The sequence below is a fragment of the Streptomyces sp. NPDC058619 genome (genome assembly GCF_042717785.1).
Classification (GTDB): Bacteria; Actinomycetota; Actinomycetes; order Streptomycetales; family Streptomycetaceae; genus Streptomyces.
This window is the reverse complement of the sequence record NZ_JBHXQN010000063.1, coordinates 1-24,813: the sequence shown is the minus strand read 5'-3', so window position 1 is coordinate 24,813 and position 24,813 is coordinate 1. Positions and strand designations below refer to the sequence as shown.

Below are 24,813 nucleotides of genomic sequence, written 5' to 3'. Positions count from 1 at the left end.
GCGGCCGGGTGGGGCGCACCCGGCGGACGGGGTAGCAGCCGGGGGAGGGGCGCACCCCGCGCCCGCGCACCCGGAAGCGAAAGGCACGGTCAGGCCATGGCGTTCACCCACGTACTCGCCGTCGCCCCCGTCCGCGAGATCGAGCCCGCGGTGGCCTGGTACGAGCGGCTCCTGGGCCGGGCGCCCGACACCACGCCCATGCCGGGGCTCGCGGACTGGCACGTCTCGCCCTGGGTGCAGGTATGCGAGTCTCCCGATCACGCCGGATCCGCCCTCGTCGTGGGTCTGAGCATGCTCGGGGCGCTGTGCCTGGCGGCCGTCGTCGGCCTCCTGATCGGCCTCGGCGAGGACACGGGCCGCCCGGCGACGGGTGGGGAGAGCGCTCCGCCTACCCGGCCCGGAACGTCCCCGAACCGGACTGCGGAACGGACTCAGGCCGTCGTGGAACCCTCCTCGGACCGGGGGCCCGTCGAGGACGTGAAGATCACCTCGTGCGCCGTGGACCCCGCGACCGGCCGGCCGTCAGCGGCGCTCACGATCACCAACTCCGGCGACCGGACCCGCACCTTCCTCATCGGCGTCGAATTCCTCGCTCCGGACGGCAGCCGCCTCGCGGAGGGAGCCGCCGTCAGCAACGACCTCGCCCCGGGCCAGCGCGCCAACGTGACCGCGGCGGACCTCGTACAACTCAAGGACGAGATCCGGTGCGACGTGCTCAAGGTGACCGTGCTGCCCGGCTCCTGAGATCAGAATTCGCCGTCGATGCCGGTGACGGCCGGGGGCCCCAGCGGCGCGTCCTTCTCGGAGAACCCGGACTGCTCCAACGCTCCGGCCGTAAGCCGGACGGCATCGGCCTCGGCGCCGGCCCGGTCGTGGGCCTCGACTTCGAGACGGACGGAGAAGGTACCGTCGTCGTTCAGCGTCAGCAGGTTCAGGTCCTCGGTCTCGCTCAGGTCGGTGTGGTGCGAGGCCAGCCTCCGGACCAGATCCGAGCGTGCCGCATCGCTGACGTCCGTCAGGAACGTGCCGGGCACGGTGATGACGTAGGTGGTCACTGCTGCCTCCTCGTGTGGACTGGCAAGGCGCGTTCGCCTCGTTCTGGGATGCCCCGGACTTGCGCTTCGAATCCCCCCGGACGATCGCTGCGGCCGTCCGCAGCGCCGTGACGGCCCCGCGGCGACGGCCTGCGGCGGGGCGCCGCGACGGTCAGGTTACGGTTCGAACCGCCCGGGTACACGGAGGCGAGGCGGGCCACCATAGGGCCAACACGAGGGCGGGTGTGCGGGGTCCAGGTCGCGGCGTACAGGGGGGGTGTCCCACAGAGCGGGCGGCGCGCGGTCGTCCGGCCCGGCCCGCGGACTCACGTGCGATCAGGCGAACAGCTCGTAGCCGCCCCGCCCCATCAGCCACAGGCCGACAAGCAGGGAGAGGACGACGATCAGCTGTTCCTGGTGCTGCTCCAGCCAGGTCCGCAGGGCACTCAGCCGGGCGCCCGCGGCCGCCGGCGCCCAGAGCGTGTACGCCTGCACGGCGACGAGGCTGAGCGTGGCCAGCATTCCGGGCACCACGGCGCGAGGCGAGCAGCAGGATGAACGCGCTGTTGTGCAGGGGACCCAGGGTGATGGCCGTGCCGATCACGGCCAGGTCGAGGACCATCGGTGCGGTCACCCCCGGGGATCGAGGCCGCCCGCTCGCCGGGGCGCCGCGGCCCGGTCGGTCCCGTCGCCGGCCAGGAACTCCACCAGGGCCAGCACCAGGAGGAGGACGAGGGCGATGCCGAGGATGACCCAGCCGGTCGGATAGCTCCACAGGAAGACGGTCAGCACCGCTGCCGCCACCAGGATCCAGGTGATCCAGCTCCGGTGGCGCCGGACGAACGGGCCGACCGGCCCGGTGCGCAGCCCCGCGTGGTCCGCCGTGCCGCGGACCGCGCCGATGCCCGAGTGCCACAGCTGCTGGACGACCGTGGCCGAGCGGCCGGAGCCGGTCAGCCAGGCGGCCAGAGCGACCACCACGCCGAGGACCACCGCCATCCGGACCGTCGTACGGAGGTAGTGCGTCAAAGCGTCGTAGACGCTCCCGGCGGCGGGCTGCGAGACGTCGTCCGGCAGCGCGTTCAGGTAGGCCACGCGGAAGACGGTCAGGGCGACCCCGAGCATGAGCGTGGCGAAGGCGAAGGCGAGCGCCGCCGCGACGAGCACGCGGCGGCGCTGGCGGGAGAGGAGCACACCGGCGGCGATGAGGAGCACCGAGAGCACCGGCAGCCAGTTGCCGGCGATCTGCAGCAGCCGGAAACCGGTCTTGACCTTGCCGATGTCGTTCGCGCGCAGGACCGTGAAGTCGGTCTTGACCGCCGGGATCTTGCCGGCCGCGGTCATGCCCTCGTCGACGAGGCGTTGTTTGACCTGGTCGACGACCGGGCCCAAATCGACGGTCACCGAGTCGTTGTTGATCTGTACCGCCCCTCCGCCGCTCCCGGTGAGGGCCTTGTCCACGGCGGCGTGGATGCGGCGGTTGGCGTCGGTCCAGATCCGGTCGAAGGTGTCCGAGGCGATGACGTCCTGCGCCTTGTCCCGGACGAAGCTGCGGACGGCGCTCTCGAGGGAGTCCCCGAGCTTGCCGAGCGCCTTCTCCAGGAGCGGGCGGTCATCCGGCGCCACGCCCTCCAGCAGCGTCGGGATGTCGATGTGCTCCATCACCGCGTCGGTGACCCGGGTGGCCGCCGCCGCCTGAACGTCCGGGTCGGAGGCGAGCGGGGCGACCGTCCGGACGTAGCGGTCCGTGTCGCCCACCACGCTCGACGCCCACGCGGAGACGGCGGCCAGCGGGGCCAGTACGCAGCCGACGACGATGAGCACGGTGGCGAAGAACGCTCTCCACCGGTGCCGGGGCTCGCGGGCCGCCTTCTCCGCCTCCAGCGCCGTCACCCGGGACTGGAGCCGGTCCAGTTCGGAGGGCTCGGGACCGGGGGCCGCTCCGCCTTCGTGCGTCATGGCGCGTCCTCTCCTACCGGTGGGGGTCACCTTGCAGCCGATCGCACGGCGGGCCCGGACGCGAGCGTTGAACCGCCGAAGGGGTGAACGACGCATCGGGACGGGCCGGATCAGGCCCGACTCGTACTGGAGAAGACGATGACGTCAGCCAGGCCAGGGTCTGCGAGGCGCCTGCGGCGTCCGATGCCTCGATGCCGAAACCGATGCCGAAACCGATGCCGAAGACGTCGCCCAGCGGCCCATCAGCCCGGGCAAACCGGTCCCGCGCGGAGTGCTGCCCGTCGGCGGTGACCTCGCCGGCGGTGGGGGCGAGCATCCGTCCGGTGGCGGGCGGGGTCGGGATGGTCGGGGCCGGTCCGCGTTTCGACGGGGGCGGCGAGCGACACGGTGAGCCCGGAGCGGATCTCGGCAGCGGCGGCCACCACGCGCTCGGGCGTCAGCCGGGCGAGCGTGCCGCGCGTGTCCCCGGGAGCGCGCGGAGTCCGCACGCGCAGCTCCTCCTCCAGCGCGCGCAAAGCATCGGCGCTCATGGGACCCGGCGTCGACGGCACGGCGTCCGCGGTCACCAGGAGCCCCACGGCGTCAGGCCCCACCGGAAGACGTGGCGCGCGCCCGGCTCCAGCACGGTGAGCGCGGTGCCCGTGCGGAAGGCGTCGGCCGGGCAGGACATCGGCTCGACGGCGACGCCCCGGCGCCGACGCCGGGGCTCGGCGAGGGTGTCCCCGGTGTAGACCTGCACGTACCGGACGCCCTCGACGAGCCGTACGTCGATGCCGTGCCGCCCCGACGGGTGCGCCAGGCGGACCACGCCCTGGCCGGCTTCGTCCAGGACGAGGCCCGTGTACGCGGTGTCCAGGCGCGCCTCGCCGATGGGCCGGGCGGTGCGGAAGTCGTGGGCCGTGCCCTCGACGGGCTCCTGCCCCGCCGGCAGGCCGTGTTCGTCTGTACGGAGGCGGTAGTGGGCCGGCACGGTGAGCAGCGCGGTGTCCACGACGTCGGTGCCCACGGTCAGGTAGGGGTGCTGGCCGATGCCGTAGGGCGCGGCCGTGGTCCCCGCGTTCGTGGTGGTGACGGTGGTTTCGAGGCCCGCGGGACCGAGCCGGTACGAGGCGGCGACCTCCAGGCGGTGCGGGTACCCGGGCTGCGGGAAAAGGGTGGCGCCCACGGTGATCGCATCCTCGGTGCGGGCGAGCAGCCGCCACGGCACCCACCTCAGGAGGCCGTGGATCGCGTTGCCGTTCTCCGGTTCGGTCAGCGGGAGTTGCCGGTCCTCGTCGCGGAAGCGGTAGCGGCCGCCCGCCACCCGGTTCGGCCAGGGCACCAGGAGCTGGCCCCGCCCGCCGGTGACGGGCTCGTCGGCGGCGAATGCGTCGAGCAGCGGCCGCCCGTCCACCTCGTAGAGGCGCAGCGCTCCGCCCAGTTCGACCACGACCGCGGCCTGGGCACCGTGGTGGAGCCGCCACTGTTCTCCGGACGCCGTGGCCTTGGGGGGTGTGTGCGGCTCCTCGGCCGGGACGGCGGGAGGGGAGGGCGCGTCCGCGGCGAGCCGTGCGACGACGGCCGAGACCACGGCCCCGGGCGGCCGGTCGACGTCCACCACCCAGGCGCGCTCGTCGGGTCCGGGTTCCTGGAGGCCGGCGAACTGGCTGTCCAGCAGCGCCGGAGGGAAGAAGTGTCCGTGCCTCGACAGCAGCCGGGACCGGATGAGTTCCGGCGAGCCGTGCAGGTGGACGATGCGTACACCGGGGCGTCCCGCGACCAGTTGGTCCCGGTAGGCGTGCTTGAGCGCGGAGCAGGCGACGACGGCGGGTTCCCGGGCTTCGACCCGTCGTCCGATCCAGCCGGAGACAGCGGCCAGCCACGGGCTCCTGTCGGCGTCGGTCACGGGTTCGCCGGCCGCCATCCGGGCCCGGTCGTCGGGGGTGTGGAAGACGTCGGCGTCCTGGTAGGTCCAGCCGAGCCGGTCGGCCAGCAGCCGCGCCACCGTGGACTTGCCCGACCCGGCCACGCCCGTCACGATCACCACGATCGCGGGGGCCTTCGGGCCGGGGCCCCCGGAAGCGGCCGGGGCGGCCGGGGCGGTCGGAGGTGGCTCGGCGCGTGGCGTCGCACCGCGGAGGCCTTCGCCCGGCGGCGGCCCCCGCATGGCCCCCGTGCCCTCGTGACCCATCCGTACGGCCTCCTTCGCGCGGCTTCTCCGGCCCGCACGGCCTGCGTCCGGTCCTTCCACTCTCGGCGCGCGCGGTCCGTCGTGCACGTCGTACACGTCGGTGCCGCTCCGGGGGAGACCACGGCGCGCTGCCGGCCGCGGCCGGGGGCCGGGGCCGTTACCAGACGGGCCGCAGCGGCGGCGGCTCGCGGCCGTCGGTCAGCGCGCCCACCAGCCGTCCGAGCTCGCGGCGCAGCGCGGCGAGGTCCGTCTGCCCGGCGAGTTCGGCCTCCAGACCGTGCAGGATCTCCCCGGCGACCGCGAGGTGCCGGTACGCGGAGTCCGTGAGCACCACGAGCTTGCGCCGCCCGCCCGCGGGGTGCGGCTCGCGCCGTACGTAGCCGCGCTCCTCCAGGTCGTCGACCAGCTGCCCGGCGGCCTGTTTGGTGACGCCCAACCGCTCGCCGAGCTCACTGCTGGTGGCGCCCGGGCCCTTCAGGATCTGGAAGGTCATGCCGTGGACCGGTCTCAGGTCGGCGTATCCGGCCGCGGCCACGCGCCGGGTGAACTCGGCCAGCACCAGCTGGAAGCCCAGCCCGAGCAGAAAGGTCAGTTCGGGTCCTTCGTCGGTCTCCACGAAAACATGGTGGCACAGGTGGGTCAATGTGCTTTACTCTACATAAGTAAAGCTCCTTTACTCAATGTCCGTTGCCGCATCGATCCCCCTTCGGGAGCCACCATGCACGTCGTCCGTCCCTCGGCCGGGAACGTCACCGTCTCGCCCAACGCCACCATGACCGGCCACGCCGCGCCCAGCCGCGGCAGCGCGGAACTCAGCACCTGGCACGTGGCCATGGAGGCCGGTTCCGCCGGACCCGAGCACCTCGTCAGCCGCGAGCAGGTGTGGACCGTCACCGCCGGCGTCCTGGACGTCACCTGTGCCGGCCGCACCGAGCGGGTCTCCGCCGGGCAGACCCTGATCCTCCCTCCGGACGTCCTCCGTCAGGTGCGTACCGCGGAGGGGGCGGAGGCGTACGTCGCGATGCGCGCCGACGGCGTCGCCGAGGTGCCCGGCACCGAAGGCACCCGGGTCCTGCCCTGGGCCGCGTGAACGCATCACCCGGGCGCCGGCCGCGGGGACGGTCGGCACCCGGGTGAGGATGCGGGGGAGGGGTGGCCGGTCGGGCGGGGCGCCGGATCGGCCACCGTGCCACCGGATCGCCCGCCGGGTCAGGCCGTCGCGGCCGTCGCGGTCGCCTTCGCGGCCGGGGCGGCCTCCGGAGATCCGGCGGCCGGGGCGGCCTCGGGGGATCCGGCGGCCGCCGTCCCGTGCCCTCCCCGCAGGCCGAGCCAGCTGATCAGCGCGACCAGGGCGAAGGCAGCCGCCCCGATGCCGAAGGTGAGGGTGAACCCGGATTCGGCGGGCAGCGGCGGGACGCCCGCCGGCAGGTGCTCGATGGTCTTGGACGCGAGGATCGTCGTCACGATCGCGCTGCCGATCGCGCTGCCCGTGGAGCGGGAGATCGAGTTGATGCCGTTGGCGATGCCGCTCTGGTGGTGCGGGACGCTGGCCATGATCACGGCGGGCATGGCGGCGTAACCGAAGCTGACGGCCGCGCCGACGACGAGGCCGGCGCCGATCACCGAGGCGCTGTGCCGGTGGTCCAGGGCGAGCCAGGCGAAGCCCGCGGCGCCGAGTCCCGCCGCCAGTCCCAGGGCCACGCGCGGGCCCCGGTGGCGGACGAGCCGGCCGCCGATGGGCGAGGCGAGGAGCGAGACGATGGCGCCGGGCAGCAGGAACTGTACGGAGGCGCGCAGGACCGAGGCGTCGAAGCCGTAGCCGGTGAGGGCCTCGGGCATCTGGACGAGGTACGAGACGCCCAGGAAGTTCGCGAACATGCCGAAGCCGACGAGGATGCCGGCCAGGTTCGCCATGAGCACCGGGCGGTGGACGAACATCCGCATGTCCACGAGCGGATCGCGGACCTTGAGCTCGGTCAGCACCCAGACGGCGGTCATCACGGCGGCGCCGGCGAAGCTGCCCAGCGTGCGGCCGGGGCCCAGCCCCACTCGTGGCCCTGGGAGACGGGCAGCAGGAGCAGCAGGAGGGCGATGCCAAGGGTCAGGGCGCCGAGGAAGTCGGTGCGCCCGCCGGTCTTGTGGCGGGTGGCGGGGACCAGGAGGACGACGGCGAGCAGCGCGAGGGCCGCGAAACCGGTGGCCATCCAGAAGGCGTTGCGGTAGTCCGCGTCGGCCCCCGAGGTGAGCAGCCCGGTGGCGACGAGCGCCAGCCCGCTGCCGAACGCGAGCGTGCCGCTGACCAGGGCCATGGCGCCGGGCAGCTTCTGCGGCCGGACCTCCTCGCGCAGGACGGACAGGGCCAGCGGGAAGATCGCGGTGGCCGCTCCCTGAAGCACCCGGCCCAGGATCAGCAGCGGCAGCGAGGACGCCAGGGCGGCCACGACGGAACCCGCGACCATCACGCCGAGCACGGCGACCAGGGTCGGCTTCTTGCCGTGCTGGTCGCCGAAGCGGCCCAGGAGCGGGGTGAAGACGGCCGCGGACAGCAGGGTGGCGGTGGTCACCCAGCTCACGTCGGCGGTGGAGGTGCCGAGGTCGTTGCGCATGAGCCCCAGGATCGGGACGGGCAGGGTCTGCATCATCGACACGACCATGGCGGCCAGGCTCAGGGCGAAGACGATGACCGTCTCGTTCCGTTGCCCGGAGTCCGGCGTGGCGGAGGGGGAGGGGGTGCTCATGGCGGGCGGGACCTCTTAGGGCGTCTAGGGCTTCGGTGCTTCAGATCGCAGATGTTTGACGTCATCAAGTAACTGGGCGATGGTAGACGTCGATAGTTAAGGTGGTCAAGTAAACAATTGATAATGTCAATGATCCTGAGTACGCTCCAGGCATGAGCCACCCCGCCCCGTACGCGCCCTCCAAGCTCGAACTGCTGGAGCTCCTCTCCGCCATCGGCACCGCCCAGTGGCGCGACTTCGCGGCCGCAGCGGCCCGCCACGGCCTCACCTCCACCCAGGCCAAGGTCCTCGCCCGGCTCGACGGCCCCCTGCCGATGCGCGGCCTCGCCGCGCTGCTCGTCTGCGACGCCTCGAACGTCACCGGGATCGTCGACCGCCTTGAGGCCCGCGAGCTGGTGCGCCGCGAGCCCGATCCCACCGACCGCCGCGTCAAGAACGTCATCGCCACGAACGAGGGCCGCGAGGTCATCCGCCGCGTACGGGAGGAGATGCAGGCGACGCGCGGGGCCCTCGACACCCTCGACGCGGCCGAGAGCGCGACCCTCTACGCCCTGCTGGAACGCCTGCGCCCCACGATGGAACAGGACGCCTGAGCGGCGCTCCCGGGACGGTTCGCCGCCCGATAGGGTCGGCGTCATGAACAGCGGCGGCGGGGTCCGGATCCTGAGGGCGGCCGGCCGTACGGCCGCCGCGTGGAAGAACGGCGGCGGAGTCACCCGGGAGATCGCGGTACGCCCCGAGGGGGCCGGCGCCGACGACTTCACCTGGCGCGTGAGCCTCGCCGAGGTCGCCGCCGACGGGCCGTTCTCGGCCTTCCCCGGGGTCGACCGCACCCTCACCCTCGCCGAGGGCGCCGGAATGGACCTCGCGGTGGGCGGGGTGCGGCGCGTCGTGGACGAGCGGTTCGCGCCGCAGGACTTCGCGGGCGACGAGGACACCGACTGCAGGCTGCTCGCCGGACCGGTCGTGAACTTCAACGTGATGTACCGCAGGGACGCCGTGCGGGCGCAGACCGCCGTCGTACGGGGCCGGCTCGGCCTCGCCGTTCACCCGGACGAAACGCTCCTGGTCGTGGCGCTGGACGGGCCCGCCGCGCTGGAGCGGCCCGACGGGTCCGGCGGCGCCGAGGAGCTGGCCCCGTACGACGCCGCGCTGGCGGCGGGCCCGTACGACGGTGTGCTCCGCGCTGACGGGCGCACGGCGGTGGTGCGCTTCGTGCGGACCGTCAGCGGCGCCGTTCCCCGATAGCCGGCTGGAGGAACCGCTCACGGCCCGGCCGGCGAAGACGGAGCCGCCCGCGGACGCCCGACGCAGGCGGCTACCGGTTTGGACGGCTACCGGCCCCTCCGGGCCCCCGGCGCCGGCGGCCGGCGCCGGGCCGGCGTCGGGCCCCTCTCGCGGCGACGCTTCAGCGGACCCCCAGCTTCACCCACTTCGCGGCGCTGGGAACGCCCTTCGCGTCGAGCAGGAACAGCATGTAGTACCCGGGCGGGGCGTCGGCCGCCGTCGGCGGGGTCCGGAGCCCGATGGCCGTGCCCCGGGTGCCGGTGCGGCGGAGCTCCAGATGGCGCTGGCTGGTGTTAACCGAGTGCGTGACCGTCGACGGCGCCAGCAGCACGGCCCGCGCGACGTCCGCCGCGGTGGAGCTGACGACCTCGAAGACCTCGTCGTGACCGAGCTCGCGCGCCGGGACCCGGTCGAGGGCCGGGCGGCTGCCCCGGTGCAGGTAGGCCGGCTCGTACAGCTCGATGCTGCCGTCCATAGCGTCGTCGATGGCGGGGTCGTTCGCGATCTGCTGGAGCTCGTCGCCGGTGACCATCACCCGGCCGTCCGGCATCACCAGCGCGTTGGAGTGATAGCCGCGGGGCAGCCGCTGCGCCGGTCCGAGCCGCCATCGCCCGTGCGCGTCCCGCAGTTCGACCTGCCGGTACTTGGGATCGGCCCGGGGGTTGAAGGGCCCGTGGCCGTAGTCCCGGGTGTCGAGGGCGCCGTTGACGGTGAGCAGCGTCCCGTCCGGCAGGATCAGCGTGTCGTCCTGGGTACGGCCGAAGGCCCGTGGCGCCTCGGTCGTCCAGCGCCCGCCCGACAGCCGGTACGTGAAGGGGTCGCGCGGGTCACCCCCGAGGACCAGCACCGAGTCCGGGCCGCGGAAACCAGCCGGCAGCGGTACCGCCGAGCCGTACCCCCGGAAGTCGGCGGGCCGGCGCGGGAGGTCGGTGCGCACCTCCTTGACCGGGTCGAACAGCCACTGCTGGTCGGCGTCGCGCCCCAGGCCGTAGATCATCCCGTCCCGCAGCGAGAACAGGTGCGGGTAGTCGTTGCGGAACGGCGCGTCGACGCGGAGCCGTTCGGCGGAGAGGTCCACCGGGATGTCGAACGGCCGCCGGGGGACCGGGTGCTTCAGAGCGGGGAAGCGCTCCACCACCGGGGTCGGAGTGCCCGTACCGCGCTCGGACTGGCCGGACATGATGATCTGACGGCCGTCGGCGGCGGTCACGGCCGAGGGGTACCAGCGGCCGACGGCCATGTCCCGGTTGCGGTACCAGTGCTCGGTCCACGGGTCGAACACGAACGAGAGCTTCGCCCCGCTGCCGCCCTTCCCGCCGACGTTGCCGCCGAAGACGCCGACCATGCCGTTGGGGAGGTAGGCGTGCCCGGCGCAGAAGAACGGCGCCGGGCGCGGGGCGTGGCCGCCGTCGGGCATCAGGACCACGGGTGGCGCGACCTTCTTGAAGGCGTCGGCGCCGGTGCCCCTGGACGGGTCCCACAGGTAGCCGCGGCCGGCGTTCGTCCGGCCCACCGTGCTGGTGGGGCCGGTTTCCTTCGTCGGGTCGGCCTCCACCCGCTCGAAGGAGAAGAGCAGCACCTTGCCCGTGGGCAGCTGAGCCACGTGGACCCCGAAGTCGGGGGAGGGGAAGAACCGCGTGAAGCGGCCGTACTGCGCCGCGGGGAAGGCCTTGTTCGCCTTCAGCTGGGACTCCCGGTGCGCGGCCAGGCTCGCCGTGCGCTTCGCCTGCGGATAGCCCTGGGTCCCCTTCACCGCCTCCCGGAGCCGAGCGTGCGTCCGGGCGTGCTCCGCGCCGAGGGCGGCGGCCTCGTCGGCCCTCGGCGCGGGCCCGCCGCCGTGGCCGCGGACTCCGGGGTGCCCGTCGGCGGGCCCCTCGTGGCGGGCCGGGGCGCCGGGGGCGGCGAGGGCCCGGGCGGGGGCCGCGGCCGTGAGGGCCAGGGCGGAGACGATCAGCCATGCCGCCGCGGTGGCGGACCGGTGGGCGCGGGACATGGAACTCCTCACCGCAGGAGGCCCCGGCGCGGTCCTGGCCGGCTCCGGAGCCCCTGAACATCGGATGGACTGCGCCGATGTTAGGAGAAACCCGACCCGTCGCACCGGTGCGACGCGGCGCGGAGCCGTTCGGCCGACGGCAACCGTCCGACTGCCCGCCCGCCCCTCCGTCTCCCCCCGCCCCGGCCCGCCGCACCACCGGCCTCGGTTCCCCTCGGGAGGAGGCGGCGCTCCGCGTGCCCGGGAGGGCGTGATGCCGCACACTGCGGTATAAGGGTCCGCGTACACGGCGTGCGGGCCGTGGTGAGGTGTCAGACGTGCTCGAGGTCCCGCTCTGGTTGTGGGGGGCGTTCGCCGCGACCGTGGTGGTGTCGCTTGCGGTGGACCTGCTGGCCCACCGCACCGCGCACGTCATCGGCTTCAAGGAGGCCGCCGCCTGGAGCGCCCTGTGGGTGGGTCTCGCGCTCGTCTTCGGTGCGGTCGTCTTCGTCGTCCTGGGCGTGGACGCCGGTACCGAGTACACGACCGCCTGGCTGCTGGAGAAGAGCCTCTCGGTCGACAACCTGTTCGTCTTCGCCGTGATCTTCGCGTACTTCAAGGTGCCCCGCGCCTACCAGCACCGCGTGCTGTTCTTCGGCGTCATCGGCGCCCTCGTCTTCCGCGGGATCTTCCTCTCCCTCGGCGTGGCCGTGGTCAGCCGGTTCACGGCCGTGCTGTTCGCCTTCGCGGCGGTGCTCTTCTACAGCGCCTACAAGCTCCTCAGGGACGAGGAGGACAGCTTCGACCCGGGCAAGAGCTTCGCCGTACGGATGCTCCGCAAGATCATGCCGGTGAGCGAGGAATACGCCGGGGCGAAGTTCTTCGTGAAGGAGGCCGGCATCCGGATGGGGACCCCGCTGCTCGCCGTGGTCGCCGCGATCGAGGCCGCGGACCTGATCTTCGCCGTCGACAGCGTTCCGGCCGTCCTCGCCGTCAGCGACGACGCCTTCATCGTCTACACCAGCAACGCCTTCGCCATCCTCGGCCTGCGGGCCCTCTACTTCATGCTCGCGGGGCTCCTGGACCGCTTCCAGTACCTGAGCAAGGGGCTGGCGATCATCCTTGCCTTCATCGGCGTCAAGCTCATCCTCCAGGCGTCCCACAAGATGATCAGCCCGAACATCCCGGAGATCCCCTCGCCGGTCAGCCTCGCGGTGATCGTCGTCGTCCTGACGGGTTCCGTGGTGCTCAGCGTCAGAAGGCCGCCCCCGGCGGATTCGAGCACGGAATGAAATCGGTACTTCCCGACCCGCCGCTACGGGTTTATCGTAAAGAGATGGTCAAGACAGAGAGTGCGGTCGGCGCGTACACGTGTCCGACCTGCAAGCAGTCCGTGCCGTCGGCGGTCCACCGCCACAAGACCCTCGGGGTCGTCGTTCCCACGTGGGGCCCGGGGCCCTGTCAGAACCGCGACTGTGTCAGCTACCGGCTGGAACCCGACCGGAAGCCTCCCCAGGCCCCGTAGCGGGCCGGCTTCAGGCCGAGGAACGCTCGACCAGGGACGTCGCGGTGATGACCGGCCCGGGTGCGGGGCGCCCGTCCGCGCCGCCGTTCAGGATGCCCAGCAGCAGTCGCGCCATCAGCCGCCCCATCCCCTCGACGTCCTGGCGTACGGTCGTCAGCGGCGGATCGGCGCCCTCCGCCACGAGTTCCGCGTCGTCGAAGCCGACCAGCGCCACGTCTCCGGGGACGGTCAGCCCGCGCTCGCGCAACACCCGCAGCGCGCCCGTCGCCATGAGGTCGTTCCCGGCGAACACCGCGTCGATCCCCGCGTCGCGGTCCAGCAGCCGCGCCATCGCGCGCGCCCCGCCCGCCGCGGTGAAGTCCCCCTCGGCGATCAACGCCGGGTCGGCCAGCGGCAGCACGTCCCGGTACCCGCTCAGCCGGTCGGCCGCCGATGTCTGGTCGAGGGGGCCCGCGATGTGCGCGATCCGCCGCCGGCCCCGGTCCAGCAGGTACCGTACGGCGTCGCGCGCGCCCCCGCGGTTGTCCGCGTCGACGTACACCACGTCCGCGAGCTCCCCGGGCCCGGCCGTCCACCCGGGGCGGCCGCCGTAGACGGTGGGCATCCCGATGCGGCGCGTGATCGCGGGCAGCGGGTCGTCGGTGTGCAGCGAGAAGGCGAGCGCCCCGTCGACGTGGCCGCCCGCCAGATAGCGGTCGATGCGGTCGTAGTCGCCGCTGTCCTCCACGAGCAGGAGGACCAACTGCGTGTCGTGCGCCGTCAGTTCCTTGCTGATGCCGCGCACCTGGCGGGAGAAGAAGGGGTCGGAGAAGATCCGGATCTCCGGCTCGGCGATGATCACCGCGACGGCGCCGGTGCGCCGGGTCACCAGGGTCCGGGCTGCGGGATTCGGGACGTACCCCAGGTCCCTGATGGCCTCGCGCACCTTGTCCACCAGGGGTGGGCGAACCCCGTCGCCGCCGTTGACGACGCGCGAGGCGGTGGCGCGGGACACCCCCGCACGCGCGGCGACCGCCTCCAGGGTGGGGCGGTTCCCGGGACGGTGTTCGGGCACGGATGCTCCTTCTGGTGGCCGCCTCGGCAACGCCGACCCGCCGACCGGCCTGACCCTGGCATCGGCGGGTGACCGACCGGTACGGGGGGCGCTCGCCTCGCCCGCCGGACAGCAGGGTAACCGGTACGGCCGGGACGCCCCGGCAAGCACTACCGATCCCAGGCCGCCACGTGGGAACCCTTGGGTTCGCTTTCCTGGCCTTGTCGGGTGACGAGCGCCCCGGCTGGCTTCGGGCGGTCCATGCAGTCGCGGCGCTGACGTTCGCCGTCGGCGCCACAGCAACCACCTTCAACCATTTCCGGGAACAACGCAGCGGCGGCAGCACCGTCCGCTGACGGTAGGGAGCACGCCCACTGCGCGTCGACTGGCACATCCCGATGGAGGAGGCCGTCCGGGGCGTCGGGTGGTCTTGTACTACATCCAGACCGCGCTCGGCTTCATAGCGCCCGCTGCTGCGGCCCCCAACCGTGCCTTGACCACGGTGAAAGGTGTCACGCCGTCTGCTCCAGGCGCCGCGGCACAGCCACTTCCCGGCCGGCCTTCTCGGCTCGGGCCCGGCGCAGGGCGGCGGCCTCGGTCGCCGCGGCCTGGCGTCGGCGCTGGACGCGGGCCTGGTCGATCGGGGCTGGCGCATCGGTGGGGACACCGTCGGGCTCGGGGAACGCCCTGCGGGACAGCTCCCACATCGCGGCGCTCTGCCGCTCCACCGCCTCCGCAATGTGCGGGTCCACCGGGGACGTTGGTGCGGCCTGGCGGTGCGCCTCGATCGCGCGGCGGTGGCCCTCCGGCGGCGTCCGGTGCTCCACCCGCGCGGCCGGGTCGGCGGCCGCCGCCGGAGGGGCCGGCCTTCATCGCTGCGGGGGCCAGGACGTGCAGGGAGCGGACGTTCGCTCCGGGCACCCGCTCGTTGACCGCCTCGATCAGCTTCGGGGCGCTCCAGTGCAACTGCGTGCCGTAGGCCGGGGCGTCGGGGACGACGTCCAAGCGGCCGCTTTCCACGTCGAACGTCACACCCTGGACCCGCCCGGCGAGCTCGGGCACGGCCGCACCGCATGGCGCGTCCTGGTCCAAACGCGGCAGGAACGGTTGTGGGCCACCCGATGAACACTGGCGTACTTCGACCCCAACGCCGCCAGGCTGCCGGTCGAGGCCGGGACGTGCTGCGGCCCCGAACCAGAGCGTCGGCGCGAGGTTCGGGGCCGCCGGCCTCGACATCAGCAAGAAGGACGCCAAGGTCTGTGTCCGTGCCCCGAGTACGAAGTGGCGGGGATCCTTCACGACCGAGACCACGACATGGGGATCAACGGCGAACGCGGTCCTGGACCTGCGGGACCATCTGCTCGCCGCACGGGTGACGCTGGTGGTGATCGAGGCGACCTCGGACTATTGGAAGCCGTTCTACTACGTGCTGGCCGAGGGCTTGAACGTGATCCGGTACATGCCTGGCAGTGGTGTGGGTTACGGATTCCAGCGGGTCGTGGGGCGGGCGGCGATCATGGTTGTGCACCATCCGACGGCTGCTCGTCCGATGGACTGGATGCGAACTGTTTCAAGAGAGCGACAGCCATCTCGTCGGTGCGGTTCGCTTGTCCGCTGAGGCGGTGCACCAGCACCCAGTTGCCGTCAGGAAGCGCCCCGGTGAAGATCGAGGCGTCGCCGGTGGCACCGTTGTGCCAGAGCAAGCGTCCGGCCCTCTGCCAGGAGAGCGCAGGATCTCCCAGTTTCCGGTCGATGAGGAGTGCGGGCACCAGGCGGGCGACGGCCCTTGGGGTGGCCCAGAGTCCCCCGGCGGGCAGGATCGCGCCGGTCATGGTCCAGGGGCGGCGCAGCCAGTTGAGCCAACACCGTGCCAGTGACTACTTTGCTCAGCGAACCGAGCTGCACATACAGGTCCGTTGCGTGGCCGTGGAGGACCTGGGGGGCCTGTTTGCTGCTGAAGATGCAGGTAGGAACCGAGGACATGGGGTCTCTCAGTGTGGGGGCGGGGAAGCGCGCAGGCGGCGGTTCCAGCGGGCATCCGGTGCCGGTTCGCAGCAACCCACCGGTAGGTCCGGTGAGCGATCAGGCTGATGCCGGGTAGCCGCAGGAAGAGGGCCACCGCACGGTAGCGGCGGGTCGGAGAGGACCCGAGGAAGCGGGCGAGAGCGTCTGCACCGCCACGCCGTCGGATGTGATGTTGTCCATGGTGAGAGTCCCCTCTCGTCAGTGGTGGGCAGGACAGCAGGAGCGGCCCCAGGAGACTCGCCACATCTCAGCCGTGGAAGAGGTCGGTGTTTCACCCCGCGGACAGCCATACCTCCAGGAGGCTCTCGCGGTGCCGCGACCGGAGCACTTCGTCAGGCTGTGTCTTCTCCCACCAGTCGGACATGACCGACGTTGAGAATTCGCCTCGCACCATGCGTGCCAGCAGCCCGAGCGAGAGATCGACTTCCCGTTCGGTGTATGCCGACGAGGCACCGGAATAGACCGGCGTCTTGATCTCGTCGCTTCCGGTGACGATCACCACGGTCATTTCCGTCGGGCTGCCGGGAACCCATGCGTCCAAGGCTGCCGCAGCAAAGGTTGCGGCGCGGGTTGCCCACCGGGTGGCCGCTGACCGGACCGGCGCTTCGGTCACCCGCAGATCCGTAACGTCGGACCAGCTCCATTGCAGCGGTTCGGGACCGACAAGCTGCGGGCCCGCAGGCGACAGGAGCACGCCCGGATTCGGCTCGACGGGCGGCATACCCACGTACGGGCCGTCCACTCCGACCCAGAAGAGGCCGACCATGCTGCCCAGATTCTGTCGGGGGCCTTGGGGCGGTGTCGATTCCACTGTCAGCTCCTTGTTCCTGGCCGGCCCCGTGACGGCACCGGCGCTCCCGAGCATAGGCAGGTGCCGGAACAGCGCTGCCTCATTTGAGCCACGCAGGTCAGAGAGGTGCGCGCCCCCTGGTTTCGCTTCCCTGGACCGCCTCCGTGCGCGTGGCGCATGTGCCGCCAGTACCCGGTGGTCACGTGGTCCCGTAGGGCTAGGAGGCCTTCTCCGGTAGCGGGGGGTTGGCAGGTTCGCTCTTCACCTCAGCGGTCTTGGTGGGGCCGAACCGGGAACGGACCCTGTCGGCCAGCACGGTGCCGCGGGCGAGGGCCTCACTCAGCCCCCGCTCAGAAACACCAGGTCGCACGCCACCATCGTCAGCGCAAAACCGGTCAGGTTCATCAGCAGTGCGATCCCGAGGTGGAATCCGATCGACATCAGTGCGACCCATGGGCGGAGCGCGGGGACCAGAAGGCCCGGGGGAAACAAACGAGGAAGATTACAGTGGCGTAGGTGCCGGGGATGACCAGGAAGTCATTCTCGTAGACCAGATGCGACAGGCTGGGGAAAGTGAATTCGGGATCCCGTGGCGCGTAGAAGAGAGCGGTGCCGTCCTGTCACATCTGGCCCTGGATTTTGTAGAGACCACTGACGATGTAGACGGGGCAGATCTGCCGCGCGATGGCGAGAACGCCAATGTTGTGCAGTGGCGTCGCCAGGGACCGCAGTGCACCGGGGATGCGGTGGACGAGCTTGCTCAGCAGGCCGGTGGGGAACGAGAAGCGGTCGTAGCAGCGGGTCAGCAGGAGCATGGGGATAACGAGGCAGGCCAGGTTGTCCGGGAGCGACGGCTGGCTCTCGTAGATGGACCACAGGAAGGAGACCCAGGTGGAACACGAGTTCGAACCGTGTTTCCGAACCGCTGAGGGCGTAAAGGCCCTGGCATGACTTCACGGCCATAGCCGAGAACAATTCCTTCTCCGGCGAAGCGATGCGACCTACTTGTCGCGTTCCGCCGTCAGGGAAGGGACGAGGCGGCGTTGCATTCGCGGCAGGTGACGGCGCGCGGCTGCTTGAGGGCGTCGAGGATCTGGTCGAGGTCGAGGGGTATCCCGCCGGGATGGCATCCGATGACGTGGATCAGGGTCGCCCCGGGATGGCCGGGCCGGTGGGGCAGTTGCTGCACCGTCCAGGCCTGCCGGCCGGCAGAGAAGGCAGCGGGCGTGCCGGCCGGCCGGGTCGGCACCATGCTGTAGTCGCCGCCTTCAAGGGGACGCACGTGGCTGGCTCCCAGCCACACGCGGTGCTCGACCGGCTCCGGACGGCCTCCGCTCCCGGTCCCCCAGACGGTGACCCCGACCCGGTACTCCCAGCCCGCAGAGGTCCGACGCCGTTCATACAGGGAGGCCCGCAGTTCCTGCCCGTCGGGCATGACCGCGATCACCCGCGCACCGGCTCCCACCATCCGCCCCCTTCCCTCACATCAAGGATGCTCCAAGATGCGGCCCTGCGGTGCCGCGCTCCCGCCGACCGCGGCACGGGACGCGATCTCATGGCTGCGGGACGGGCTGATCAGGTCACCTCGTCCGGCTGACGCGCCATGTCGGGGCTCCTGGGCCGCACCAGCGGGGCTCGTTGCAGAGCAGCGGTTCTCGCCCGGCGGCTCCTGTGCGCGGCGATGCCGTGACCCGCCGGCTCGCTCGCGAACAGGAGTGCGGCAAGCCGTTGGATCTTGCGGTCCAGGCCGAGGGTGAGGCGGCGGCGTTCCCGGATGCGGATCGCGGCGAGTGTATGCGTGCTGGTGTCCAGTTCGGCGGCCAGGAAGTTGGTCGGCCATCCGCGTTCGGCGAGGTCCTGCAGACTCGCGGCAGCCCGCTCGGCACCAACCAGCCCCGGCAGGAGACGCTCACGCCGGAAAACGCTGGTCAGGGCGATACAGAGGATGGCTTCCGAAGTGACCCGGCCAACGCCAGGACGATGACCCGTTCCAGAGACGGGTGGATCTGCGTAAGCAGACCCCGCAGGCGGTTGCTGATGCGGGTTGCTTCGCAGGCCAGGCCGTCATCGAAGCCGACGATCATCTCCAATTCGGCGAGGATCTCGTCCTCGAGACCGACCGAGCCGAGCGTGTGCGGCATGCCGCGGCCTCCCTTTTGACGCCCTCGCCGACTGGGGGAGTGCCGCCCAATGACGACGAGCAGACGACCTGGCTCACATGTCAGGTGTGCGACGATCTCGCATCGCTCAGTGCATCCACGGTCTCGCGGGCCAGCGTCTCGCTCTCCGGGGCCAGGGTCTCGGCATCCGCGCAACGCTCCTTGGCGAGCAGCGCCTTGGCCACCGAGGTGAGACCAGGTGACCGTTGCCCTGAGTCGTCATCTCGCGTGCGCGGGACGCCCTGGTGCGCCGCGAGCGCGCCCGGTGAAGGCCCTCGGGGGCTATTTCCCGGGCCGCACCGGCGCTTCGGGCACCGAGGTCATGAGCACGTGTGAGCCTCTCGCGCGAGCTTCTTGGCGGCGGCCGGCGTGGGACAGCGGCTGCGCAGCTGTCCCACCTTCGTGCGCGCTCCAGCCGAGCGGGGTCCCCTGGCTCGCAGGCCACCGCCGGCAGCGCCTGGCGCAGGATTCTTGCCCGGACGTCGGCACGATGCGGACCTCCTTTCCGAGGTCGGAGGGTGTGCCCGTCTCCAGGGCCGCGGCGAACCGTTCCCCACCGGGGCCTACGGGTTGAGGCAGCTCGTGTCCCGGGAGGGCAGGATGCCGTCGATCAGGTAGTGGTTCACGGCACGGTCAACGCACGCGTTCCGGGGGGCGAAGAGTCCCGCGTAGACGGTGTGGTGGAAGGCGCCGCGGAGCGTGACCAGACGGGACCCGGCGAGGGCCCTGTGAGCGTGTCGTTGCCCCTCGTAGGTAGCCGCCGGATCGCCGTCCGCGCCGACCATCAGGACCGGCACGTCATTGCGGACCCGGGTGGGCGGCTCGGCGGGAGCGGCCGGCCAGAACGAGCAGGGAGTGAGGTTGTAGATCAAGGAGCCGAACACGGGCTCGTCACCGCGGTGGGCCTGGATGGCGCGATAGTAGGTCTCGGGGTCACGGGAAGCCTCGCGGTCCGCGCACAGTATCGCCGTCTGCACGGCCGCAGCCCCGCCGGCGTCCGCGGAGTTCAGGCCGGTCAGGACCGCTTCCAGGAGAGGCGTCGGGGAGACGTCGAGGCCGCGTGCGGCGTCGGCGAGCACGCGGACCATGGCGGCGAAGTCGCCGTACGTCGCCTCGTCGTCCCCGGCCGAGACGCTCCACAGCACCTGGGGCAGCGTCCGGCTGTCCACCTGATGACCGCCGACCCGCAGCGGGCCGCGGTCGACGGTCGAGCCGATGCCGCGTACCGAGGCCAGCACGTCCGCAGCCGTGGCGCCCAGCCGGTAGCGGTCGTGGTGGCGGGCCGCCCAGACCGCCCAGTTCTCCATGGCGGCGGCCATGGCCGGCCCCTGGGTGTTCGTCAGGTCGGGGCCGAAGCGGTCGGGGTCCAGAGCGCTGTCGAGGACCGCGCGGTCCACACGGCGGGGGAACATCTGGAGGTACACCTGTCCCAGATAGGAGCCGTACGAGGAGCCGACGTAGGACAGCCGCTGCTCTCCGAGCAGCGCCCGGACCACATCCATGTCTCGTGCCGTGTTCCGGGTGGAGGCGTGCGGCAGCACCTCGCGGTGGCGGGCGCAGTTCGAGGCCAGGTCCCGGGAGAGCGCCGCACTCCGCTCGAAGCCCTCCCGGTCCGGCCCGGCGGCACCGGCGCCGGGCAGGGGCCACTGGCAGTCCAGGGGGGTGCTCCGCCCGACGAAGCGGGGGTCCATTCCGATCACGTCGTAGCGGGCGCCTACCGTGGGCTCGGCCTGCCGGAACTTGAGTGCGAGGTACATGGCGGGCACGCCGGGGCCGCCGGGGTTGTAGAACAGCACCCCCCGCCGCTGTTCCGGCCCGGTGGCCTTCAGCCGTGACAGCGCCACCTTGACGGTCGGGCCGCCTGGACGGCTGTAGTCCAGCGGCACCGTGACCTCGGCACACCGGGCGCCGGCGTCGTCCAGCTCCCTGCCTTCCACGTCCTCCGACGAGGTCTGGCAGCGGTGCCATGTGACGCTCTGGCGCAGTAACGAGGCCGGCACGCCGTCCCCTGACAGGCTGCCCGCCCCGCTACCGGCAGCGGGCTGCGCACCCAGCACGGCGACGCTCGCCCACGCCACCAGTCCGACTCCGACGGCGGCTCCCACACGTCCACGCACCCCGAACTCCCCTCCTCCGCCGCCCACCACGGCTGACCGCGGCCCGCGCCGCGGCACTCCGTCGAAGCTATGCGGGGGCCGGGTGCGAAAGCGTCATCCTGTGGTCTGATCACCGCGTTGGCCGCCACCGAGGCCCCCTTACGCACGCTCCGGCGAGGCTGACGGGCCGCCAGGTTCCCGACATCGATGCTCCGGACGAGGACCCGGTGCGCATGGCGTGGACCGAGGAGCGGATCGACCTCATGCGGTTCCATCGTCGCTTTGTGCTACAAGAGGCTCGCCGCTGTCGCCGTGTGCGCCGACGGGGGGAAACCAGTTCGTGGACCACGTGGTGGCCGAACTCGCCTCGTCACCGGCATGCTGAGCGCCAGCATTGCCCAGCTCGGGGTCCAGCAGAACGGCGACATGCGCCGTATCAGCGCCTGGGCCGCGCTCATCGCCGTCCCCACGATGATCGTCGGCGTGTACGGGATGAACTTCGAGCACATGCCCGAGCTGAAATCGCCCTATGGATACCTCGCCGTCTGGGCCTTGATCACAGTTGTCTGCACGGCCGTCCACCGTGCCCCGCGCCGCAACAGCTGGCTGTAGACACCTCGCACGGGCGGTGGATGCCTCTGCGGTCCCTGTGCCGAGAACGGCGGCACTGAACCCGTGACCGCTGCACGGAAACCCGAAGATGACGGGCCCTGAGACAGCTCGGACAGCACCGAATCCACCAGGCTTGACGCACGATCCGGGTCCCGGACCGTCCCGTCTCCATACGCGCCTGGCTTGGGCGGCGACTGCTGGGCAGTAACCGTCGTCACCGGGGTTTACGGGGTGGGGTTGGGCCATGTGCGCGTCTCGTCTGGCCGGTGCGGCCGATCACCATGAACCTGATTGCGGTGCCCTGCGACCGCAGGGACACGTGTGTCTGGAAAGGACGCAGATGTCTGAACGCAACACGGTCATGCGCAGTCTGCACGATCTCGGCCTGGCGGCCTGGTTCGGAGGCTCTCTCATGGGCGCCGTCGGATTGAACAAAGCGGCGCGCACCGCCGTCAAGGAGCCGGCCCTCGCCTCCCGGATCGCCAGCATCGGCTGGGCCGCCTGGACACCGGTGAACGCGGCCGCGATCGGCGCCCATCTGGTGGGCGGCGCCGCCCTGCTGGGCGCCAACAGCGCCCGGGTGGCCCACCAAAGCGGCGTCGGCGCCTCCACCATCGCCAAGACGGTCCTCACCGGAGCCGCGCTCGCCGCCACAGCCTACAGCCGAGCCCTGGGCAAGAAGATCGAACTCGCCTCGTCCCCCGACTCCGAGGATCAAGAGGCGGCCGCCGACCACCCCGTGGAACTGGAGCAGGCACAGCGCCACCTCGCGATGCTGCAGTGGGCCCTGCCGGCACTGACCGCCGGGATGCTGGTGCTCAACGCTTTGCACGGAGAGCAGCAGCGCCCTGAGCAGCAGAAGGCGGGGATGCTGCGCCGGGCCGCCTCGCCCCTGGCCATGGCCGGAGGAACCGGTCTGGCCGCCGTACGCCGTGCCAGCCACCACCACGCGCTGACCGGCCGCTGCTGAGCTCACCGGCCAGGCCCGGGGAAGCGCCGGCCTGACCCTTGGGCTGGTCACGCACCCCTGCACGCCAGCTACGAGCTGCCCGCGGGCCCGGGAAGGCCCAGTCCGCACCCGTACTCGACATCATTCACGCGAGGAGAGACACCATGGCCAGAGCCGCCACGACCAAGGTGACGCAGCCCGTCACGGACGACAGCATCAAGGTCCGCCAACTCAGCCACTACCAGTTCAGCTGGGTTGCCGGCGAGCCCGCTGCAAAAGGCACCCTCACCCTGCAACTCGTACTCGACGAAGGCGCCTGGGAAGAGGTGCTGACCGTCGACATCGACGACGCCGACGTCCTCCAGGACCTCCTGCGCAACACGCCGACCGTGCACTACGACGTCAGCCGCCGCACCCTGATGTTCGGCGTCACCGCCGTCGGCAGCTGAAGGTAGTGACACCGCACCCGCCCTGACCAGTTAGCACCTCCCGCACACGGGGGAACCTCCTCAGACCGCCGGCCTCGTCCGCGACGCCGGCACTGCCGACACCGGCTCCGACGACCACGTCGCCGTCCTGCGCGCCGGGAGGCGTACGCGAACGATCAGGCGTCCCCCGGCCACCCTGATCGCGGTCACCGCGAAGCCGAACCGGTCCGAGGTGACGGTGCCGGCCCTGGCGACCGGACCGGACGAGCATCCGCTTCCCCGCGGGAAGGATCCGCGGTCGCGCGTATCGGCCTGGACCGCGCGCACGCTGGCCGCGGGGACTCCGTCGGCTGTCCGGCTCGCCGTCCTGTCTGACGGGCCACGCCTCCGCCCATCTGGACGGTGCCCTCCCCGATGATCTGCCGCCAGCCTGCCGCGACAGGCTGGCGGCCTGGTGACGGGTAGCCTCCGCCGCGCGGGCGGCCGACGTCCTCGTCCGGCAGCCGCAGACCGGTACCGATGCAAGGCCTTGTCACCGAGTTCCCCAGCCGCCGCGAAGGGAGAAGCGGCCCGCGGGGGCCCGGCAGGTCCAACGATGCACGGGTACGGCACGTCGCGGCACGCAAACACAACCCGTCCGGCGGGTCCTCCAGAGCGCCGGGCACATCCCGGACGGGCCGTGGCCGATCGGCCGGTCAGGCCGGGGCGGTGCGGATGTGTCCGCTGAGGGTGCCCTGGACCATCACCTGGCCGGGCAGGAACGCGGGCGCGGTGACCAGCGGGTCGTGGGGCGGGGCCAGGGCGATCGGCCGGGAGGAGAGCGTGTGTCCGTCGGCGGGGGCGATGACGGTAGGCGTTTCCCCGTGATCGTGGACACCCTGATCCTGGACGCTTGAGTTCAGGGCCGATGCCGTCGCGCGCGGATGCCTGCTGCTTCTGCTGCTCCTCGGCTATGCGCTTGGCTTCGGCGATCTCCACCTCGCGCTTCTGCTGGACGTTGGTCCAGGCCTGGGACGCGGCGCTTCACCCGCGTCGTTCGGCTTCGGTGATGCGGAAGCGGTAGGACTCGGTACCGGTCTGGATAAGGGTGCAGCGGAAGTTGATTCGGTCGGCGATGCCCGCGCAGAGCCGCGGGTCGCCGAAGGGCTTGTCCCACTCGGCGAACGGGGAGTTCGTAGCCACGGCAGTCGCCTTGGATTCCTCGCGCTCGGTGAAAATCTGGAACAGGAGCTTGGCGCCCTTAGATACCCGAACTCGTCCAGGCAGAGAAGATCGACCTTGTTGTAACGGGCGATCACCGACGACAGACGGCGGCCCGCCTCCGCCTCGGCCAGCTCGTTCACCAGCGCGGAGGTGCTGGTGTAGCGGACGGACGGACAGACCGGCCTCGGCGATCGCCGTACCGACCCCGATCAGCAAGTGGGACTTGCCGGTGCCCGAGTCCCCGATCAGGACGAGCGGGCGGCCCTGCTGGACCCAGGACGGGGACTTGAGATCGGCGACGACCTCGGGGCTGACGTTGCGGTTCTTCTCGTAGTCGAAGTCTTCGAGCCGCTTGGGGCGGGGGAACCGGGCGCCGCGGACGAGCCGCTGCTGGCGCCGGACATCCCGGTCGGCGATCTCGACCTGGAGCAGGTCCAAGGAGAACTGCTTGTAGGTGGCCTGCTCCCGGCGGGCAGCGGTGGCGAGCTCCACGAACCGTTCCCGGAAGGCCGGCAGCCGCAGATCCCGGCAGGCCTCGTCGATCAGCGCGTCCTCGGGATCGCCCTGGTCAGTACCGGTATCCGTTGTTCCCCGAGGAGTTCGAGCAGTCGGCGGGTTTCGTGGCCGTGTCCGTGGAACACCGCGTCGTCCTGCTCGGTGAACGGCAGGAGCTCGCGAAAGGGACTGTCGGCCAGTAATCGGGAGCGCAACTGCGGCCATTTCACGTCAGCTGCCACCAGCCCAGGGTCATTGCATGATCGAGATCTGTCCGGGTTCGTCAGGTGAGGCCGAGGGCCTGTAGGGGCCGGTGGTAGTCGCGGCCGGTATGGCGG

General features: G+C 71.7%; 23 protein-coding genes and 5 pseudogenes. 9 read left to right on the top strand and 19 right to left on the bottom strand.

The window, feature by feature from the left end; translation table 11 throughout:
- Positions 1–96: 96 nt before the first annotated feature.
- Positions 97–744, top strand: coding sequence for a hypothetical protein (locus ACFWTC_RS33600; RefSeq protein WP_384029776.1), 648 nt, complete (start codon positions 97–99; stop codon positions 742–744).
- A gap of 2 nt (positions 745–746) precedes the next feature.
- Here ACFWTC_RS33600 and ACFWTC_RS33595 read toward each other — a convergent pair whose 3' ends face one another.
- The 5 genes from ACFWTC_RS33595 to ACFWTC_RS33575 form a co-directional block, all read right to left on the bottom strand.
- Complete coding sequence (locus tag ACFWTC_RS33595; RefSeq protein ID WP_384029775.1) at positions 747–1,055, bottom strand: hypothetical protein; 309 nt, start codon at positions 1,053–1,055, stop codon at positions 747–749.
- A 315-nt stretch (positions 1,056–1,370) separates the two neighbouring features.
- A complete protein-coding gene (locus tag ACFWTC_RS33590; protein WP_383932499.1) occupies positions 1,371–1,556 on the bottom strand; it encodes a hypothetical protein in 186 nt (61 codons plus the stop codon).
- A 108-nt stretch (positions 1,557–1,664) separates the two neighbouring features.
- Entirely contained in the window at positions 1,665–2,993 is a 1,329-nt protein-coding gene (locus ACFWTC_RS33585) for a hypothetical protein (protein ID WP_383932497.1), read from the bottom strand.
- 562 nt (positions 2,994–3,555) lie between these two features.
- The gene (locus tag ACFWTC_RS33580; RefSeq protein ID WP_384029773.1) at positions 3,556–5,163 is read right to left on the bottom strand and encodes a gluconokinase, GntK/IdnK-type; all 1,608 of its coding nucleotides are present in this window, start codon (positions 5,161–5,163) and stop codon (positions 3,556–3,558) included.
- 157 nt (positions 5,164–5,320) lie between these two features.
- On the bottom strand, positions 5,321–5,779 hold the full coding sequence (locus tag ACFWTC_RS33575; RefSeq protein WP_383932491.1) for a MarR family winged helix-turn-helix transcriptional regulator: 459 nt from the start codon (positions 5,777–5,779) through the stop codon (positions 5,321–5,323).
- A 102-nt stretch (positions 5,780–5,881) separates the two neighbouring features.
- On the opposite strand from ACFWTC_RS33575, the gene ACFWTC_RS33570 reads away from it, so the two are divergent.
- Complete coding sequence (locus ACFWTC_RS33570) at positions 5,882–6,253, top strand: cupin domain-containing protein (RefSeq protein WP_383932489.1); 372 nt, start codon at positions 5,882–5,884, stop codon at positions 6,251–6,253.
- A gap of 119 nt (positions 6,254–6,372) precedes the next feature.
- On the opposite strand, the pseudogene ACFWTC_RS33565 reads toward ACFWTC_RS33570, so the two are convergent.
- A pseudogene (locus tag ACFWTC_RS33565) lies at positions 6,373–7,901 on the bottom strand (MFS transporter).
- A gap of 152 nt (positions 7,902–8,053) precedes the next feature.
- Here ACFWTC_RS33565 and ACFWTC_RS33560 point away from each other — a divergent pair.
- Both ACFWTC_RS33560 and ACFWTC_RS33555 read left to right on the top strand, forming a co-directional pair.
- The gene (locus ACFWTC_RS33560) at positions 8,054–8,494 is read left to right on the top strand and encodes a MarR family winged helix-turn-helix transcriptional regulator (RefSeq protein WP_383932485.1); all 441 of its coding nucleotides are present in this window, start codon (positions 8,054–8,056) and stop codon (positions 8,492–8,494) included.
- 43 nt (positions 8,495–8,537) lie between these two features.
- Entirely contained in the window at positions 8,538–9,149 is a 612-nt protein-coding gene (locus ACFWTC_RS33555) for a HutD family protein (RefSeq protein WP_383932483.1), read from the top strand.
- 160 nt (positions 9,150–9,309) lie between these two features.
- Here the strand turns inward: ACFWTC_RS33555 and ACFWTC_RS33550 are convergent, their stop codons facing one another.
- Entirely contained in the window at positions 9,310–11,181 is a 1,872-nt protein-coding gene (locus ACFWTC_RS33550) for a galactose oxidase-like domain-containing protein (protein ID WP_384029771.1), read from the bottom strand.
- A gap of 317 nt (positions 11,182–11,498) precedes the next feature.
- On the opposite strand from ACFWTC_RS33550, the gene ACFWTC_RS33545 reads away from it, so the two are divergent.
- Entirely contained in the window at positions 11,499–12,452 is a 954-nt protein-coding gene (locus ACFWTC_RS33545) for a TerC family protein (RefSeq protein WP_383932587.1), read from the top strand.
- A 243-nt stretch (positions 12,453–12,695) separates the two neighbouring features.
- On the opposite strand, the gene ACFWTC_RS33540 is transcribed toward ACFWTC_RS33545, so the two are convergent.
- Complete coding sequence (locus ACFWTC_RS33540; protein ID WP_383932585.1) at positions 12,696–13,739, bottom strand: LacI family DNA-binding transcriptional regulator; 1,044 nt, start codon at positions 13,737–13,739, stop codon at positions 12,696–12,698.
- A 491-nt stretch (positions 13,740–14,230) separates the two neighbouring features.
- On the bottom strand, positions 14,231–14,470 hold the full coding sequence (locus ACFWTC_RS33535) for a hypothetical protein (protein ID WP_384029769.1): 240 nt from the start codon (positions 14,468–14,470) through the stop codon (positions 14,231–14,233).
- Between the two features lie 482 nt (positions 14,471–14,952).
- On the opposite strand from ACFWTC_RS33535, the pseudogene ACFWTC_RS33530 reads away from it, so the two are divergent.
- Positions 14,953–15,171, top strand: a pseudogene (locus tag ACFWTC_RS33530) (IS110 family transposase); the annotation flags it as partial.
- Between the two features lie 61 nt (positions 15,172–15,232).
- Here the strand turns inward: ACFWTC_RS33530 and ACFWTC_RS33525 are convergent.
- The 7 genes and pseudogenes from ACFWTC_RS33525 to ACFWTC_RS33495 form a co-directional block, all read right to left on the bottom strand.
- Positions 15,233–15,550 (bottom strand): hypothetical protein, encoded by a 318-nt coding sequence (locus tag ACFWTC_RS33525; protein WP_384029767.1) that lies wholly within the window; start codon positions 15,548–15,550, stop codon positions 15,233–15,235.
- A 464-nt stretch (positions 15,551–16,014) separates the two neighbouring features.
- Complete coding sequence (locus ACFWTC_RS33520) at positions 16,015–16,554, bottom strand: hypothetical protein (protein WP_383932579.1); 540 nt, start codon at positions 16,552–16,554, stop codon at positions 16,015–16,017.
- A 599-nt stretch (positions 16,555–17,153) separates the two neighbouring features.
- Positions 17,154–17,348, bottom strand: coding sequence for a hypothetical protein (locus tag ACFWTC_RS33515; RefSeq protein WP_384029765.1), 195 nt, complete (start codon positions 17,346–17,348; stop codon positions 17,154–17,156).
- A 206-nt stretch (positions 17,349–17,554) separates the two neighbouring features.
- Positions 17,555–18,001, bottom strand: coding sequence for a DUF6233 domain-containing protein (locus tag ACFWTC_RS33510; RefSeq protein WP_384029763.1), 447 nt, complete (start codon positions 17,999–18,001; stop codon positions 17,555–17,557).
- 511 nt (positions 18,002–18,512) lie between these two features.
- Positions 18,513–18,680 (bottom strand): annotated as a pseudogene (locus ACFWTC_RS33505) (transposase); the annotation flags it as partial.
- Between the two features lie 74 nt (positions 18,681–18,754).
- On the bottom strand, positions 18,755–18,877 hold the full coding sequence (locus ACFWTC_RS33500) for a hypothetical protein (RefSeq protein ID WP_383932591.1): 123 nt from the start codon (positions 18,875–18,877) through the stop codon (positions 18,755–18,757).
- A 378-nt stretch (positions 18,878–19,255) separates the two neighbouring features.
- Positions 19,256–20,809: an alpha/beta hydrolase gene (locus tag ACFWTC_RS33495; protein ID WP_383932571.1), complete on the bottom strand. Its 1,554-nt coding sequence runs from the start codon at positions 20,807–20,809 to the stop codon at positions 19,256–19,258.
- 357 nt (positions 20,810–21,166) lie between these two features.
- Here ACFWTC_RS33495 and ACFWTC_RS33490 point away from each other — a divergent pair, with 357 nt between their 5' ends.
- From ACFWTC_RS33490 to ACFWTC_RS33480, 3 genes are all read left to right on the top strand, one after another.
- Positions 21,167–21,400: a CorA family divalent cation transporter gene (locus tag ACFWTC_RS33490; RefSeq protein ID WP_383932569.1), complete on the top strand. Its 234-nt coding sequence runs from the start codon at positions 21,167–21,169 to the stop codon at positions 21,398–21,400.
- Between the two features lie 340 nt (positions 21,401–21,740).
- Positions 21,741–22,370 carry a hypothetical protein gene (locus ACFWTC_RS33485; protein ID WP_383932567.1) on the top strand — a complete coding sequence of 210 codons (630 nt, stop codon included), beginning with the start codon at positions 21,741–21,743 and terminating at the stop codon, positions 22,368–22,370.
- A gap of 143 nt (positions 22,371–22,513) precedes the next feature.
- Positions 22,514–22,798: a hypothetical protein gene (locus tag ACFWTC_RS33480; RefSeq protein ID WP_383932565.1), complete on the top strand. Its 285-nt coding sequence runs from the start codon at positions 22,514–22,516 to the stop codon at positions 22,796–22,798.
- Between the two features lie 1,002 nt (positions 22,799–23,800).
- On the opposite strand, the pseudogene ACFWTC_RS33475 reads toward ACFWTC_RS33480, so the two are convergent.
- The 3 genes and pseudogenes from ACFWTC_RS33475 to ACFWTC_RS33465 all read right to left on the bottom strand — a co-directional run bounded on the left by ACFWTC_RS33475 (position 23,801) and on the right by ACFWTC_RS33465 (position 24,717).
- Positions 23,801–24,120 (bottom strand): annotated as a pseudogene (locus ACFWTC_RS33475) (ATP-binding protein).
- A gap of 46 nt (positions 24,121–24,166) precedes the next feature.
- Positions 24,167–24,502, bottom strand: a pseudogene (locus ACFWTC_RS33470) (ATP-binding protein); the annotation flags it as partial.
- A 20-nt stretch (positions 24,503–24,522) separates the two neighbouring features.
- On the bottom strand, positions 24,523–24,717 hold the full coding sequence (locus tag ACFWTC_RS33465) for a hypothetical protein (protein ID WP_383925078.1): 195 nt from the start codon (positions 24,715–24,717) through the stop codon (positions 24,523–24,525).
- Positions 24,718–24,813 lie beyond the last annotated feature (96 nt).